Below are 15,683 nucleotides of genomic sequence, written 5' to 3'. Positions count from 1 at the left end.
AGACAGAAGCAGGGTTTATTCTGCTGCTTTCTTACGGGTTGTGCGTTTTGCCGCAGCCTGTTTTGCAGAGGCAACGGAAGATTTAGTCGCAGCAACTTTCACACGGCCACCGCTTGGAACGGCTGGTGCACGTGGCTTACGTACGGCTGGTTTCGCTGCTGCAGTTTCGGTGGTTGCCGTTTTACGCGCACGTGGCTTACGTGCCGGTTTTTCATCATCTTCCAGCGGTGCCTGAATTGCCATCATGTCGAAGGTTACTTCAACCGGTGCTTTCGCCGCAGTTTTGCGGGTACGTTTCGGTTTTTCTTCGTCATCGGTGCTCGGGCTGGCAGTTTTCTTTGCAGTACGCTTTGCCGCGCCCAGTTTCACTGGCTTGTCGCCCCAGATTTCTTCCAGACGGTAGTAAGCACGGATTGCAGGTTGCATGATGTGAACGACCATGTCGCCCAGATCCACCAGCACCCATTCACCTGTGGTTTCACCTTCCATGCTGACGATGTCGCCGCCAGCGCCTTTGACTTTGTCACGTACCGATGCGGCCAGCGCACGGGTCTGACGGTTCGATGTACCGGAGACAACCAGTACGCGGTCGAACAGGCTGGTCAGATGCACGGTGTCAAACAGTTGAATGTCCTGGCCTTTAACATCTTCCAGTGCATCGACAACGATGCTTTGCAGTTTTTTAATATCCATAATCAGTAAATTGTATGTTGTTGCAGGTAGTCTAGCACCTTGACAGGAACCAGCGACCGGATTGCAGGATTATGCCGCATTAAACCTTCCCTCAGTTGGGTGGCAGAGACATCCCAGTCGAGATCCGGCTCGATCAGGGTGCCGCCACAGGGCAGGCTGCGTAATCGTTCTGCGCTTGTTGCTCTTTGTTTCCAGACATCCCTGACCGCACCGGCAGACAAATCCAGACTGAAGCCCGGTCTGGCAGCCACGCACAGGTTGGCATAGCTGAACAAATGTTCCCATTCGCGCCAGGTATGCAGGTTATGTAACTGATCCGCACCCATCGCCAGATGAATGCAGGTGTCTGGTCCTAATTCAGCGCGGAGCTGACGCAGGGTTTCTATCGTATAGCTGGGCTGTTGCTGCTGCGCCCGCACGATTTCCTGTTCATCAATCACCAGCTGGCACAATGACCAGTTTTCAAAAGCCAGCCTGAGCATGCTGACTCTTTGCTCCGATGTAGCCGTCAGAGCGCTTTTTTGCCAGGGTTGCCCGGCAGGAATAATTCTGAGTTGCTGCGGCTGCAGCAGTTCACAAAAGCGGTTAGCCAGTGCGACATGTCCGCAGTGTACCGGGTCGAAGCTGCCGCCAAATACCAGTACCGAAGAAACCGCTGTTGCCATTAAACCCACTCACGATGTGGCAGAAAATCTGTCCACAGACGCGCTTCAGGTGTGCCGTCTTCCGGATGCCACTGATACCGCCATTTTACGACAGGTGGCATCGACATCAGGATAGATTCTGTACGCCCACCGGATTGCAGACCAAAATGCGTGCCGCGGTCGAACACCAGATTGAATTCTACATAACGACCACGACGATACGCCTGGAAGTCGCGCTCACGTTCACCGTAAGCAATTGCCTGACGGCGCTCGGCGATTGGTACATAGGCCGGAATGAAGCTGTCGCCGACAGAACGCATCATCGCGAAGCTGTGTTCAAAACTGCCTTCATTGAAATCATCAAAAAACACGCCGCCGATACCGCGCGCTTCCTGTCGGTGTTTCAGGTAAAAATAATTGTCGCACCACTTTTTGAAGCGCGGATATAAGTCTTCACCAAACGGTGTCAGCGCATCGCGGCAGGTGCGGTGAAAGTGCACAGCGTCTTCTTCAAAGCCATAGTACGGGGTTAAATCCATGCCACCGCCAAACCACCAGACCGGATTACCCTGTGTATCACAGGTACTGAAAAAGCGTACATTCATATGCACCGTTGGCACATACGGATTACGCGGATGCAGCACCAGCGATACGCCCATGGCTTCCCATGGCTGGCCCGCCACATCCGGACGGTTCGCAGCAGCGGATGGCGGTAAGGTACTGCCTTTGACATGCGAGAAATTCACGCCGCCACGCTCAAACACATTTCCCTCTTCCACCAGACGGGTAATGCCACCACCGCCTTCAGCACGCTGCCAGCTGTCGGTCAGGAAGGCTTTGCCATCCAGTTGCTCCAGCGCCGCAATGATGCGTGCCTGCAGGTCCAGTAAATAGGTTTTGACAGCTTCGGTATTCACCATGTCAGCATCTCATAAAAAAACAATGTGGGTTGGAAAGCTTCCAACCCACACCGGGATTCGACTTAACCAGATCAGTGTTTGCGGTTCAGTGCGCGCCAGCCGATATCGCGGCGGTATTGCATGCCGGCAAAGCTGATTTTTTCGACCACATCGTACGCATGTTTTTGTGCCAGTTTGACAGTATCACCCAGACCCACTACGCACAGAACACGGCCGCCGCTGGTCACGGTAGCGCCATCCTGTTCAGTGGTGCCCGCGTGGAATACGACGGCGTCTGCTGCTTCAGCCGGAATGCCGGTAATTTTGTCGCCTTTACGCGGGCTGTCCGGGTAGCCATGGGCTGCCATCACCACACCCATTGCAGTACGGCGGTCCCATTCCAGTTCCACCGTATCCAGCGTACCGTTGACCGCGTGTTCCATGACCTGCACCAGATCACTCTTCAGACGCGCCATAATAGGCTGGGTTTCCGGGTCGCCCATGCGGCAGTTGAATTCCAGCGTTTTCGGATTGCCCTGATCGTCGATCATCAGACCAGCGTACAGGAAGCCAGTGAAGACGATGCCGTCTTTCGCCATTCCCTGCACAGTCGGCACAATAATTTCGCGCATGATACGTGCATGCAACTGCGGTGTCACGATAGGGGCAGGGGAGTAAGCGCCCATACCACCGGTATTCGGGCCTTCATCGTTATCCAGCAAACGCTTATGGTCCTGGCTGGTTGCCAGTGCCAGAATGTTTTTACCATCCACCATCACAATGAAGCTGGCTTCTTCACCTGCCAGAAATTCTTCAATCACAACACGCGCCCCGGCATCGCCGAGTTTGTTATCTGCCAGCATCATGTCGATAGCCGCATGCGCTTCTTCCAGCGTCATCGCGACGACAACACCTTTACCTGCAGCCAGACCATCCGCCTTAATGACGATAGGTGCGCCTTTGGCATTGATGTAATCATGCGCAGCCGCCAGATCAGAAAACGTCTGATATTCAGCTGTCGGGATTTTGTGGCGTTTCATGAAGGCTTTGGCAAAGTCCTTGGAACTTTCCAGTTGGGCTGCTTCACGAGTAGGGCCGAAAATTTTCAGGTCACGTTCGCGGAAAATATTCACAATACCTGCCGCCAGCGGTACTTCAGGGCCGACGACGGTCAGTGCGACACCTTCTTTTTCCGCAAAATCTGCCAGCGCAGCCGGATCAGACAGGGGGACATTGCTCAGGCGATGATCTTTAGCAGTACCGCCATTGCCCGGAGCAACATAAACGGTTTGCACACGTTCAGACTGCGCCAGTTTCCACGCCAGTGCGTGTTCACGGCCACCAGAGCCGACGACGAGAATTTTCATATTATTCTTCAATAATGGCGTTAGTAAAGACTTCCTGAACATCGTCCAGATTTTCGATTGCATCCAGCAGCTTTTGCATCTTTTGTGCATCTTCGCCGGTAAACACGGTCTCAGTGGAAGGCTTCATCAGCACTTCCGCCACTTCCGGTTTGAAGCCTGCCTGTTCCAGATGTGCACGCACTTCGGATAAAGAATACGGTTCACACAGGACTTCGATACCACCTTCATCATCGGTGATGATGTCATCGGCACCGGCTTCCAGTGCTGCTTCCATCAGGGCATCTTCATTGGTGCCCGGTGCGAACATCAGTTGTCCGCAGTGTTTGAACATGAAAGCAACGGAACCTTCGGTTCCCATATTGCCGCCGTATTTATTGAATGCGTGACGCACTTCTGCCACGGTACGGGTACGGTTATCGGTCAGGCAGTCAACGATGATCGCTGCACCGGCAATGCCGTAGCCTTCATAACGTACTTCTTCGTAGTTCACACCTTCAGCGGTGCCTGCGCCGCGCTGAATGGCGCGCGCGACGTTATCTTTCGGCATGTTAGCGTCTGCGGCTTTTTCAACCGCCAGACGCAGACGCGGATTGGAATTCACATCATCGCCACCCATACGGGCTGCAACCGTGATTTCTTTGATCAGACGTGTCCAGATTTTGCCGCGTTTTGCATCTGCCGCAGCTTTTTTGTGCTTAATATTGGCCCACTTGCTATGTCCTGCCATGATGTGTCTTTCTTATGGAGGCAGTCGGCCGGATTCAGGAAGAAACTCTGACTGCCTGTCAGGTTGGAAGATAAACCATCATTTTACCATACAGGCACCCCGGGTAAGCCAGTTCCGGGATGGCGGGGATGTGATTGATGCAGCTCATATTTCTTGCTGTCAGCTTTCCTGTGCAGAATTCATTCCGCTTAGTCTTGCGAAAATGGCCGAAAGCGGCGTATTTTTGTCGCTCGCAAACGCAGATTTCAGTGGTTCCGTTGTGCTCACGTCACCTGATTCTGCGACGCTGATTTCTTCGGGAGCAGTTTTTTTTCTGAATATTGAGAATTGCAGGCTTGGGCTGTACATAATGGATTAGCAATGTTGTTAGTTTGGTAGGGATTTCTCCATTGTAGAAAAAATAATTGCCTTATGAGTCATTGTTTTTCAGATAATTTGAAAAATCCGGCGGGACTTTGTAAGGAATTGTTATAATTTTTCCATGTGGAAAATAATTCCCGTGCCAGCCTTATTTGTTTTTTCGTTATGGTTACTGCTTGTTCCGGCGCAACGCTGTTGCGCCGTACACCACTTTGGTTGCTGATCGGGTGCGAAGCCTGCCGTCACTGGCTGCAATCGTTTATGCTGTGCATATTTCGGCATCTGCGGTCTGCAGATGTGAGGCGGAAACACTCCGGGTGCCTTGTGCGTTGAAAAGAAGTGAAACGCGGCATCTGATCAAGTACCGCTGGTCGGAAAAGTATAAGGGAAATAACGGATGGCAGGCCTGATGTACTTCTTTATCATGCAACGCATCCGGATGCAGTAAAAGCAGCGCGTGTGAAAAGCGCCCTGTCTTGTCTGATCTGTCTTGTAATCCTTCCGCTTTTGAAACAACCGCAAAGCGCTTGGCGCTTGACAGTCAGGACACCGACTTAATTAACATGTCAACAGCAGGAATTCAGCAGTATATTGCCGGTAGATGCAGTGTAATTCTTGCTGGCTGAAGATGGGCGCTGCAAAACCTGCAGGGTTGTAGCCGGTAGCCGGGTTTTCAGGAAATCCGGTCGCCGGATGCTGTAAAGATGACAGATTCAGACAGAACAGAAATTTTATGGATACAGTGCCGGTCAATCCGCAAAGACAATCTGATTCCTCCGGAGCGCCGCGCGTGCAAATGCTGCAGGCGATGGTGCCGGTCGCAGTCAACCTGATTTCGTCGCAGCTTGAAGCGTTCGCATCACGACTGACACAGGCACTATTTAAAGTTGCTGATCAGAATGTGCGGCCGGATGAGGCAACCAGCAGCTTTCAGACCTATCAGTTATTGAAACGAAATCACAGCAGTTTCTACCGACTTGCCGCAACGCATCTGAATGCCGCGCTCAGCAAAGAAATCAGTGTGATGAATACCCGTAAGCGACTAGGTGAGCAAGGGAATCTGCAGGATATGTCGCTGGTGCCGTTTGAAGAAATGGAAAACAAAATCCTGACTTCAAACCTGTGCAAATCACTCGAACTGAATAACGCAGATCAACTGGTCGGACTGAATATCCGTATCGGACATGTCTTACGCCGGACGCCGATTGCTGTCTCGCAAAATCCCTTCCGGCCTGAAATTTTCGTGCATGCGGTGCTGGATGCATGGCAGGAATTTGACAGCAACAGTAAAGACAGCATGCCGCTGATACTGCGTTTGCTGCAGCCGGAAATATTTCTGCAACTGAATCCGGTGTATCAGGGACTGAATGATGCGTTTGTTGAACGAGGCATTGTCGTCGATATAGAAGGTGCGAAACGTCAGACCAAAAAACGCATGGTTTTTACGCGGCGCGAAGATCTGGAAGCGTCAGATCCTTATCTGGAACACAAATTACGGAATATTTTTTCCGATCAGAATGCGCGTAAAGAAAACGCGTCTTTGCCGGGGTTCAGCGGCGCGGCATCCTGGGGCGGCGCTGGTGATGGCACGGAAACGATTACTATCGACCGGCAGTTTTTTGACTATCTGACCAGTATTCAGCGTACGGCTGCCACGCCCGACGGTGCATCAAACGGTATGCATCTGCGCGAGATTTCCCGCCATCGTCAGAATGAACTGACACACATTGACCAGAATACAATTGAACTGCTTGCGCGGATTTTCGATTACGTATTCAACGACCCGCATATTCCGGCAGAAATCAAAAGTCTGATTGGTCAGTTGCAGATCCCGACGCTGAAGGTCGCGCTGATGGACAAGGATTTCTTTTTCCGCGACAGCCATCCTGCACGTGTTCTGATTGATACGCTGGCGAAATCCTCTGTGTTACTGGGCAGTGATGCCAGTGCAGAAGATCCGCTGTATCAGATGATTGAAGGTGTGGTCGAGCGGGTACAGCAAGAATTTGATTTGCAGATTGAACTGTTCTCCGATGTTGTTGCTGATCTCGAAAATTTCCTTCGGGATGAAGAAAAACAAGCGGCAACTGCGATTTCTGAACCGGTTCAGGAAGCGCTGAAGCAGGAAAAAATGCGTCTGGCCCGCGAATTCGCCGAGAACGATGTGGCGATTCGGGTTGAAACCGGTGAAGTGGCTGGGTTTCTGGAGGATTTCTTACGCACCCAGTGGATACGCATCCTGACCATTGCACATAACGTCAAAGAAGAAAAACCGAACGCGCTGGAGAATGCGCTGAAGACGATGGATGATCTGATCTGGAGTCTGAAGCCGAAAAACAGTGCGGAGGAACGTAAAGAACTGGTCAGTAAGTTACCGGCGATGCTGACGCTGCTGAACGCATGGCTGAATGCGATTAAATGGGATGAGCCGGAACGGGTGATTTTCTTTTCCAAGCTGGCAGAGCGACATGCGGCAATTGCCCGTGCTCCGCTGGAATTATCACCACGTCGTCAGCTGGAAATTGCGGTCAACATTGCGCAGCGCGCCAGTGAAAAGCGTCTGAACCGTCAGGCGCAGGATCAAGTGCCGAAGGAAAGTGATGAGTGGGAAGCCATGGTCGATGCGCTGGAATCCGGAGTGTGGGTGGACTTCACGAATCAGGCTGATGTGACAACGCGCTATCGTCTGGCATGGGTCAGCCCGAAACGTACCCGTTACATTTTCAGCAGCCGCCAGGGACATGATTCGTTCTCGGTTTCAGCAGATGAACTGATCGGGAAATTCCGTTGTGGCGAAGCCGTTAAAGTTGCTGCACATTCGGTTGTGGATCGTGCGCTGGTCGAAGCCTTGCGGGATCCGCCACTCTGACAGGTGCTGACAGCATTATTCAGCAGACGCAAATGCACAAAACAAAAGGGAGAGTCTCTAATGGAGCTCTCCCTTTTTTTGTGACCTGAGCGCGAACACAGTTCACTGAAGCTTCAGTGTCGCTTATTTCACTTCTTTTGTCGCTTTTTGCAGTTCGATGACTTTGGTGCTGCCGTTCGGTTGCGGGAAGTCCTGCATTGCCAGGGCCAGCAAATCGGGCATAAATAAGGAAATTGCCGGATTCAGTTGTTCAGTGCTGACTTTGATATCGGCCAGACGCTTATTGCTTTGCACATCGCTGAAGCGTAATTCCAGCTGGTGCAGATAGCTGCGTTTGACACTCAGGTCGGACGGGTACAAAGACGGATACGGATACCAGTAAGGGCCGTAGTAAAGGCCTCGGCGGAAATGCAGTCGCCAGATCGGGTCATACAACGCTGGATGCATGCTGTTTACCTGTAATTCCGCAAAGTTACTTGCATACGCCATGCTGACTTTCATGACGGCCGGATGCTGAGCATCTGCCTCCTGAAAACCGGATAAACCCAGTTGTTTGCGCAACTGTTCTTCATAGACTTTGTACTCTGGATTGTTTTCCTGATCCGGCGCACGTTCAACGACATAAATCTTTGCCATTTGTGGCTGCCATTCGTGAAAACTGCTGACCTGACCGGAAAACGTGCTGGCACAAGCGGATAATAAAAATACGACACCGCTGATCAGTACGCTGCGTGCGATGTGAATCATGATAGATCTCCTGCTGAATTGCTAAAAACGGGAAGAAAGCGCATAGGCACAGCTTGCGATGTGAGCAGTCTTGCACAAAAACGCTTACCTGTAGTGTAAATCGAAATACTTGTCTTTCCGTTTCGAACTGTAACGCACAGGAACAAAAGCTGCATCCGGCATGCGCTTGCGCAAATTCGCCGAATTTTCCCTGTTTCCGCTGAATTTTCAGCGGGTATTTACCGGAATTTCTATAGCCATTGCTACAATGCTGGTTTGCGCCTGACCGACGGCGCCCATCCGATTTCTGACTGAAGAGACAGCTTGCATATGCGAAACGACAACCTTTCTGCACCTCAGGCAATTTACCGTAAAGATTATGTAGCACCCGGCTTCTGGGTGGATACCGTGGAAATGGGGCTGGATCTCGGCCTCGAACAGACGCATGTAGCGACACGAATGACCCTGCGCCGCAATCCGGAAAGCACGGAAAAAGACATCGTGTTGTTCGGTGATGGTCTGAAAATTCTGCAATTGCGCCTGAACGGCGCCAACCTGAAAAAATCGCAATACAGTATTCAGGGCGAAACCATGCGTATTCCGGATGCGCCGGACGACGTGGTGCTGGAAATTGAAACCCTGATTCAGCCGGTAAAAAATACCGCTTTGTCTGGTTTGTATGCATCGGCCGGTAATCTGATTACCCAGTGCGAAGCAGAAGGTTTCCGTCGTATTACCTGGTTCCCGGATCGTCCGGATGTGATGGCAAAGTACACCGTGCTGCTGCGCGCTGATAAAAAAGCCTTCCCGGTACTGTTGTCGAACGGTAATCTGATCGAAGAAGGTGATCTGGGTGATGGTCGCCATTATGCGAAATGGGAAGACCCGTTCTTCAAGCCTTCGTATCTGTTCGCGATCGTCGCGGGTAAGCTGGTCTGTCAGGAAGAAACTTTCCGTTTGCAGGATGGCCGCGACGCGCTGCTGCAAGTGTGGGTGGAGCCGGGCAATCTGGACAAAACCGACCACGCGATGCAATCCCTGAAGAAGAGCATACGCTGGGATGAAGAACGTTTCGGGCTGGAACTGGATCTGGACCGCTTCATGATTGTTGCCACCGGCGACTTCAACATGGGCGCGATGGAAAACAAAGGCCTGAACATTTTCAATACCAAGTACGTTCTGGCAAATCCTAGTATTGCCACAGATACCGATTACGCAGGTATTGAATCTGTGGTTGGTCATGAATATTTCCATAACTGGACCGGTAACCGCGTCACTTGCCGCGACTGGTTCCAGTTATCGCTGAAAGAAGGCCTGACGGTGTTCCGTGATCAGGAATTCTCGGCAGATCTGGTAGGAACGGCGACTGGTCGTGCGGTGAAGCGGATCGAAGATGTGCGCGTGCTGCGTCAGGTGCAATTCTCTGAAGATGCAGGCCCGATGGCGCATCCTGTACGCCCTGATTCGTTTGTTGAAATCAATAATTTCTACACCGTCACCATTTACGAAAAAGGTTCGGAAGTGGTGCGCATGTATTACACCTTGCTGGGCCACGACGGCTTCCGCAAAGGCATGGATCTGTACTTTGCACGCCACGATGGTCAGGCGGTGGAGTGTGATGATTTCCGCGCAGCGATGGCGGATGCCGGTGGCCGTGATCTGACCCAGTTTGAACGCTGGTACAGCCAGGCAGGTACACCACGTGTGCATGCCAGCGCTGTGTACAACGCAGAAGAAAAGACCTATGTGCTGACACTGGCGCAATCCTGTCCTGCGACACCGGGTCAGGCTGAAAAACTGCCTTTCCATATTCCGGTGACGGTGGGCTTGCTGGGTGCGGATGGTCGTGATCTGCCTTTGCATACCGATGGCGCTCAGGCTGGTCAGACCAGCGTAGTGCTGGAGCTGACCGAAGCAAGCCAGACTTTCATCTTCCGTGATGTTGCTGAAGAACCGGTCCCATCGCTGCTGCGCAATTTCTCTGCGCCGGTCGTGCTGCACTTTGATTATTCCGACGCGCAACTGGCGCATTTGCTGGCACACGACAGCGATCCGTTTAACCGCTGGGAAGCTGGTCAGCGACTGGCAACCCGCCGTCTGGTGAAACTGACGCAGGCAGTACAGGCAGGTGAAGCGCTGGCGCTGGACGAGATGTTCCTCGAAGCGCTGCGTAATACCCTGAACGATACAACGCTGGACCCTGCCTTCCGTGAACTGGTACTGACGCTGCCATCGGAACTGGTGATTGCCGAAGAATTTGACGAAGTCGATCCGCAGGCCATTCACACCGCACGTCAGTTTGCCCGCGCAGCGATCAGCGATGCTTTGCGCGGCGATTTGCTGACGGCGTATGAAGACAATCTGACACCGGGTAAATACAGTCCTGATGCAGAATCTTCCGCAAAACGCAGCCTGAAAAATCTGGCCTTGTCGTATCTGGCAGACTGGCCGCAACAATCCACATTTGATCTGGCGCTGACGCAGTTTAATGAAGCAGAAAACATGACAGACCGTCTGGCGGCATTGCATGCACTGGTGAATTTCAAAGGTGACGCGAAACAGAAGAAAGCGGCAGACAAAGCGCTGGCGCAGTTCTACAAACTGTTCTCGAAAGAAGCGCTGGTGGTCGACAAATGGTTTATGTTGCAAGCCGTGGCAGAAACGACGGATGTCGCCAAAGTGCGTGAACTGATGCAGCATCCGGCCTTTACCCTGAACAATCCTAACCGCGCACGCAGCCTGACATTCAGCTTCTGCAATGCCAATCCTTCGCAATTCCATGCACCGGATGGCAGCGGTTACGCCTTGTGGGCCGAGCTGGTGATTGCGCTGAATAAGATCAATCCGCAAGTTGCCGCACGTCTGGCACGCAGCATGGATCGCTGGAAAAAATACAGCCCGGCATTGCAGCAAAAAATGAAAGCAGCACTGGAAAAAGTGGCAGGTACGAAGAAATTGTCGAAAGACGTCGCAGAAGTCGTGACCAAAGCGCTGGCTGCAGAATAAATTTTATTAACGGAGTTATTATGAAACGTGTAAGTCTGACCCAGTTTCTGGTAGAGCAACAAAGACAAAACAATTCTATTCCTGCGGAATTGCGTCTGCTGATCGAAGTTGTTGCACGCGCCTGCAAAACCATCAGCCATGCGGTTGGCAAAGGTGCGCTGGGCGAAGTGCTCGGCACCGCCGGCTCGGAAAACGTACAGGGTGAAGTGCAGAAAAAGCTGGACATCATTTCCAATGAAATTCTGCTGGAAGCCAACGAATGGGGCGGCCATCTAGCGGCAATGGCATCGGAAGAAATGGAAAGTATCCATCCGATTCCTAACCGTTATCCGATGGGCGAATACCTGCTGATGTTTGATCCGCTGGACGGCTCCAGCAATATCGACGTCAACGTATCGATCGGTACAATTTTCTCGGTACTGAAAGCACCGGAAGGCATGAGCACACCAAGTGAGCAGGATTTCCTGCAACCGGGCACGAAACAGGTTGCTGCCGGTTACGCTGTGTACGGCCCGCAAACCGTGCTGGTGCTGACCACCGGTAACGGCGTGAACTGCTTCACACTGGATCGTGAAATGGGTTCATGGGTACTGACACAAAGCAATGTGCAAATCCCGGCAGATACTAAAGAATTCGCGATCAATGCATCCAACAGCCGTCACTGGTATCCGCCGGTCACACGCTATGTGGATGAAATGCTGGCTGGCAAAACCGGCCCGCGCGGCAAAGACTTCAATATGCGCTGGATTGCATCCATGGTGGCTGACGTACACCGCATTCTGAATCGCGGCGGCATCTTCATGTATCCGGCTGACCTGCGTGAACCGGAAAAAGCCGGCAAGCTGCGTCTGATGTACGAAGCCAACCCGATGGCGATGATCGTCGAACAGGCTGGCGGCATGGCGACCAACGGCAAGGAACGCATTCTGGACATTCAGCCGACGGCACTGCATCAGCGCGTTGCTGTATTCCTCGGCTCGCGTAACGAAGTTGAGCTGGTCACCTCGTATCACAAAGAGTAATCCGGCTTTTACTCAGCCTTTGCAGCTGAACTTACTGCAGCTGCCGCAGATACGAACTGCCACAAAAAACCGCCTTTCAGCAATGAACGGCGGTTTTTTTATGTTCCTTTTGTTCCGTATCCGGATCAGCATCCGTATCGGGATTGCTGCGTCTATGTCAGGTAAAGCCACCGGAAAGGCTGAATTCAGGCAGAAATAGCTTTAAATGCGGTGTTCAGCACAGCGATCCGGCGGTCGTCGGCAGAAAGTCTGGTTGCCCGTAAAAACGAAATGACGAAGTCTGCACAATACAAGCGGCGAGTTGGACGGCGGCGCCCCGGGAATACGGGGGCAAGCTGACGTGCAACACGAAGCGGAATTTTCCGAAAACACGGCGTAAAAGAAAATTCAGGCCTGGCGTTGTTGTAAAAGAGTTCAGATGCTGTATTTCTTTTAAAAAATTAAATGCCAATGATAAAAAAGAATCGGCTGTTGCTTAGAATGACAAAGCATTGCGATAAGTGCAGAAATGCGTGGCGATGGCACATACATCAATGTCGCAATTTCACGTCGGACAAATGTTAACTGCAGCATATGTATGAAGGCGGTTTTGTTTCGCCTTGCCGCTTGTGCTGCGTTTTTTATCCCTGATTTAGATTTCTATGAAAAAAATTCTGAAGCTTGTTTTATCGGTGTGTATTTCCGGTTTATTCACGACGGCCAGTGCGGATGAGTCAGTCTGCCCGAAAGATGGCAAATTTCCTGTGGCGGAGCTCAAAACCAGAGTGCTGGTGATCGGCGAAACGCATGGTTCCAATGAATATCCGGCGTTCGCAAAAAGTGTGGTGTGTCAGCTGCTGGCGGCGAATAAGCCGGTGATACTGGGGCTGGAAATTCCCGAAAATGAACAAGTGGGAATCAATCGTTATCTGCAATCGAATGGCACTGCTGACGACAGACGTGTATTGCAGCAGGGTAAATTCTGGCAGGGCAAGATGCAGGACGGCCGTTCCAGTGTTGCAATGTTCGGGCTGATTGAAACGGTAAGGAAGCTTAAGCAAAGCGGACAAAAAGTTTTGCTGGCCGCATTTGACATCAGCGCTGACTATAAACCGGTTCCTCTGGAGAAAAACGAACCATTCTCCATTGGCAGAATTGACGGCGAAATGACACTGAATATTATCGACCGACTCAGACAATATCCGGACTACACCTACGTGGCACTGGTTGGCGGCAATCATGCGAGCAGAGATAAACATTATCGGAATAACCCGGATTTCAGCCCGATGGCGTATTTACTGTCTCAGCGGGAACCAATACAAACGGTTTATTTGTCAGATCAGGGCGGCGAGTACTGGGTATGCAGAAAACCCGGTGGTGAACTGGTTTGTGGCCCGTACACATATCCTGCATCGAAAAACAAAGTCTCTGCAGAAGACGATTTTTCGATTGAGCTGGGCAAGGTAACAGCATCACCGCCACTGATTAGTCTGGATCAGTAATTTCACGAAATCACACAAGACCAGCAATCCGGCGACGCTGCTTCATCCGGTACAACTTCGGTGGTCTGATGTTTAAATGGGGGCAGGTATGAACCGACAACAGTTAATGGCGTTACATCCGCATATCGTACTGCCTCCGCCTGCCACGCCGGAACAGTTGCAGGTTCTGGCGGCGACCCTGGCGATGGAGTTGCCTGCAGATCTGGTATCGCTGCTATCGGTTGCTGACGGTGTAGCGATTCAGGATGAAGAAGCATTTTTGTTTGTTACATTGCTGTATGCATCCGCAAGAATTGCTGAAGAAACCCAGCATTTTCGTTTGTGGTGGCAGCGCGAACATCCTGCCGCAGCGTCGATTGATCCGGGTCAGCTATTGATCATTGCGGACGATGGCGCAGGCAATTACTTCGCATTACATGCACAGCCCGAAGCCGCTTCGCTGATCGTCAGGCTGGACCATGAATCCGGTGAAGCGGAGTTATGTGAGGGGCTGGATATCGGAGCTTTCATTCAGGAAATGGCAGCATCGCTGGAAGAATAGGCGTGCTGCAAGCTGGACGGACAAGCTCAGACTGTTCTGGGTGAGTCAGAATGCCTCAAATGCGGTGTTCAGCACAGCGATCCGGCTGTCGTCGGCAGAAAGTCCGGGCTTGCGAAATTGCCTGATGACGAAAATTGCACAAATTTTCGTGCATCAGGTAAGCAGGTTTGCTGGCGATATCCGGCGGTGTTCAGGCGTTTTGTATGCGGGATGGCTGCGTTGTTCCGGCGGCGCTGTGGCGACGGTGTACACGCTCACTGTTCCACCATGCGTGGCCGGGGGAGGGCTCGCTGATATCCTGCATTTCACCGATCTGCGGGAAGCTGATGCGCACGCCGCGCAGTTCTGCCAGCTTCAGTAATTGCTCCATCGGTTCCCACCACACATGTTCTGATAAGTCGAAGGTGCTGTTATGCACCGGCATCAGGAATTTCCCGCGCAAATCCAGATGCGCCTGCAGCGTTTCTGCCGGTGCCATATGGACGTCATGCCACATCTGGTTGTAGCCACCGGCTTCAATTAAGGTCAGATCGAAAGGGCCGTAACGCTCGCCAATCTCGCGGAAGCCATCGAAGTAGCCACTGTCGCCGCTGAAGAAAACCCGAGCGTGCGGACTGATCATGCAGTACGACGCCCATAAACTGCGATTGCGGTCCCACAGGCTCCGGCCTGAATAATGGCGCGCCGGTGTGGCAACGATACGCACGCCATTGAAGGGAGTTTCTTCATACCATTGCAATTCCGTAATCGCGGTGGCCGGAATACCCCATTGCACCAGTTGCTGCTTCAGTCCGGAGGGCACGATAAAGCGGTCCGTTTTGCTGCGCAGTTGTTGCACGCTGCGCTTATCCAGATGATCGTAATGATTATGTGAAATCAGTACCGCATCGATCTGGGGTAATTCGCTGATTGCCGCTGGCGGCACATGAAAACGCTTAGGGCCGAGGAATTGAAACGGTGAGGCGTAGTCCGAAAAAACCGGATCGGTCAGCAATAATTGCCCGTTCAGTTTCAGCAGCATGGTGGAATGACCAAAGCGCCAGATACTGTTATCCGGCGCACGCAGAATGGCGGTGCTGTCCAGTTCGTGAACAGGAATGCTGCCGTTCGGCACGGTATCGCGGGTGTTTTTTCTGAGCATTTTCCATGCGATGCGTACATGCTCAAGAAAACCGCGCTGCTGAATGCCGGCGCCGGATGGATTGTGATAGCGGGTTGTATCGGATGCAGCGCCGGATGATTGCATGCTTCAGCTCCAAAAGTAAACTATACGGTGTAGTTTTAGTTTAGGCGGGTTCCGGAAAAAAGTAAACTGTCCGGTGTAAAATTATGTTTTCCCGAAAAAATC

12 protein-coding genes are annotated in these 15,683 nt (G+C 52.0%); 5 read left to right on the top strand and 7 right to left on the bottom strand.

Features of this window, described 5'->3' with window-relative positions; genetic code table 11:
• Positions 1 to 15: 15 nt before the first annotated feature.
• From rsfS to KDM89_RS04875, 5 genes are all read right to left on the bottom strand, one after another.
• Positions 16 to 693 (bottom strand): ribosome silencing factor, encoded by a 678-nt coding sequence (gene rsfS, locus KDM89_RS04895; RefSeq protein WP_212686815.1) that lies wholly within the window; start codon positions 691 to 693, stop codon positions 16 to 18.
• Positions 694 to 695: 2 nt separating this feature from the next.
• Positions 696 to 1,358: a nicotinate (nicotinamide) nucleotide adenylyltransferase gene (gene nadD, locus KDM89_RS04890; RefSeq protein ID WP_212686814.1), complete on the bottom strand. Its 663-nt coding sequence runs from the start codon at positions 1,356 to 1,358 to the stop codon at positions 696 to 698.
• A complete protein-coding gene (gene hemF, locus KDM89_RS04885; protein ID WP_212686813.1) occupies positions 1,358 to 2,257 on the bottom strand; it encodes an oxygen-dependent coproporphyrinogen oxidase in 900 nt (299 codons plus the stop codon). Before hemF ends, nadD begins: the two co-directional genes overlap by 1 nt.
• Before the next feature lie 71 nt (positions 2,258 to 2,328).
• Complete coding sequence (gene purD, locus KDM89_RS04880) at positions 2,329 to 3,603, bottom strand: phosphoribosylamine--glycine ligase (protein WP_212686812.1); 1,275 nt, start codon at positions 3,601 to 3,603, stop codon at positions 2,329 to 2,331.
• Position 3,604: 1 nt separating this feature from the next.
• The gene (locus tag KDM89_RS04875; RefSeq protein WP_212686811.1) at positions 3,605 to 4,330 is read right to left on the bottom strand and encodes a YebC/PmpR family DNA-binding transcriptional regulator; all 726 of its coding nucleotides are present in this window, start codon (positions 4,328 to 4,330) and stop codon (positions 3,605 to 3,607) included.
• Between the two features lie 1,093 nt (positions 4,331 to 5,423).
• Between KDM89_RS04875 and KDM89_RS04870 the strand changes: the two genes are divergently transcribed.
• Positions 5,424 to 7,559 (top strand): DUF1631 family protein, encoded by a 2,136-nt coding sequence (locus tag KDM89_RS04870; RefSeq protein WP_212686810.1) that lies wholly within the window; start codon positions 5,424 to 5,426, stop codon positions 7,557 to 7,559.
• Between the two features lie 123 nt (positions 7,560 to 7,682).
• Here KDM89_RS04870 and KDM89_RS04865 read toward each other — a convergent pair whose 3' ends face one another.
• Positions 7,683 to 8,306 (bottom strand): hypothetical protein, encoded by a 624-nt coding sequence (locus KDM89_RS04865; RefSeq protein ID WP_212686809.1) that lies wholly within the window; start codon positions 8,304 to 8,306, stop codon positions 7,683 to 7,685.
• A gap of 309 nt (positions 8,307 to 8,615) precedes the next feature.
• Here KDM89_RS04865 and pepN point away from each other — a divergent pair, with 309 nt between their 5' ends.
• The 4 genes from pepN to KDM89_RS04845 all read left to right on the top strand — a co-directional run bounded on the left by pepN (position 8,616) and on the right by KDM89_RS04845 (position 14,335).
• On the top strand, positions 8,616 to 11,291 hold the full coding sequence (gene pepN, locus KDM89_RS04860) for an aminopeptidase N (RefSeq protein ID WP_212686808.1): 2,676 nt from the start codon (positions 8,616 to 8,618) through the stop codon (positions 11,289 to 11,291).
• 20 nt (positions 11,292 to 11,311) lie between these two features.
• The gene (locus tag KDM89_RS04855; protein WP_212686807.1) at positions 11,312 to 12,313 is read left to right on the top strand and encodes a class 1 fructose-bisphosphatase; all 1,002 of its coding nucleotides are present in this window, start codon (positions 11,312 to 11,314) and stop codon (positions 12,311 to 12,313) included.
• 641 nt (positions 12,314 to 12,954) lie between these two features.
• Positions 12,955 to 13,794 carry a hypothetical protein gene (locus tag KDM89_RS04850; RefSeq protein ID WP_212686806.1) on the top strand — a complete coding sequence of 280 codons (840 nt, stop codon included), beginning with the start codon at positions 12,955 to 12,957 and terminating at the stop codon, positions 13,792 to 13,794.
• Between the two features lie 88 nt (positions 13,795 to 13,882).
• Positions 13,883 to 14,335, top strand: a complete 453-nt coding sequence (locus KDM89_RS04845; RefSeq protein WP_212686805.1) for an SMI1/KNR4 family protein — start codon at positions 13,883 to 13,885, stop codon at positions 14,333 to 14,335.
• Positions 14,336 to 14,525: 190 nt separating this feature from the next.
• On the opposite strand, the gene KDM89_RS04840 is transcribed toward KDM89_RS04845, so the two are convergent.
• Complete coding sequence (locus tag KDM89_RS04840; RefSeq protein WP_212686804.1) at positions 14,526 to 15,581, bottom strand: MBL fold metallo-hydrolase; 1,056 nt, start codon at positions 15,579 to 15,581, stop codon at positions 14,526 to 14,528.
• Positions 15,582 to 15,683: the final 102 nt, after the last annotated feature.

It is taken from the genome of Cognatundibacterium luofuense (assembly GCF_018139685.1).
GTDB classification, from domain to species: domain Bacteria; phylum Pseudomonadota; class Gammaproteobacteria; order Burkholderiales; family Burkholderiaceae_D; genus Undibacterium; species Undibacterium luofuense.
The sequence above is the reverse complement of the archived record's forward strand: the minus strand, read 5'-3'. Positions and strand labels throughout refer to the sequence as shown.

What these genes read in the sequence shown, in the direction of transcription:
- KDM89_RS04865 (WP_212686809.1), bottom strand. Translation starts at nt 8,306, where the DNA reads ATGATTCACATCGCACGCAGCGTACTGATCAGCGGTGTCGTATTTTTA.
- KDM89_RS04870 (WP_212686810.1), top strand. Translation starts at nt 5,424, where the DNA reads ATGGATACAGTGCCGGTCAATCCGCAAAGACAATCTGATTCCTCCGGA.
- KDM89_RS04845 (WP_212686805.1), top strand. Translation starts at nt 13,883, where the DNA reads ATGAACCGACAACAGTTAATGGCGTTACATCCGCATATCGTACTGCCT.
- KDM89_RS04855 (WP_212686807.1), top strand. Translation starts at nt 11,312, where the DNA reads ATGAAACGTGTAAGTCTGACCCAGTTTCTGGTAGAGCAACAAAGACAA.
- KDM89_RS04840 (WP_212686804.1), bottom strand. Translation starts at nt 15,581, where the DNA reads ATGCAATCATCCGGCGCTGCATCCGATACAACCCGCTATCACAATCCA.
- KDM89_RS04850 (WP_212686806.1), top strand. Translation starts at nt 12,955, where the DNA reads ATGAAAAAAATTCTGAAGCTTGTTTTATCGGTGTGTATTTCCGGTTTA.
- purD (WP_212686812.1), bottom strand. Translation starts at nt 3,603, where the DNA reads ATGAAAATTCTCGTCGTCGGCTCTGGTGGCCGTGAACACGCACTGGCG.
- pepN (WP_212686808.1), top strand. Translation starts at nt 8,616, where the DNA reads ATGCGAAACGACAACCTTTCTGCACCTCAGGCAATTTACCGTAAAGAT.
- KDM89_RS04875 (WP_212686811.1), bottom strand. Translation starts at nt 4,330, where the DNA reads ATGGCAGGACATAGCAAGTGGGCCAATATTAAGCACAAAAAAGCTGCG.
- hemF (WP_212686813.1), bottom strand. Translation starts at nt 2,257, where the DNA reads ATGGTGAATACCGAAGCTGTCAAAACCTATTTACTGGACCTGCAGGCA.
- rsfS (WP_212686815.1), bottom strand. Translation starts at nt 693, where the DNA reads ATGGATATTAAAAAACTGCAAAGCATCGTTGTCGATGCACTGGAAGAT.
- nadD (WP_212686814.1), bottom strand. Translation starts at nt 1,358, where the DNA reads ATGGCAACAGCGGTTTCTTCGGTACTGGTATTTGGCGGCAGCTTCGAC.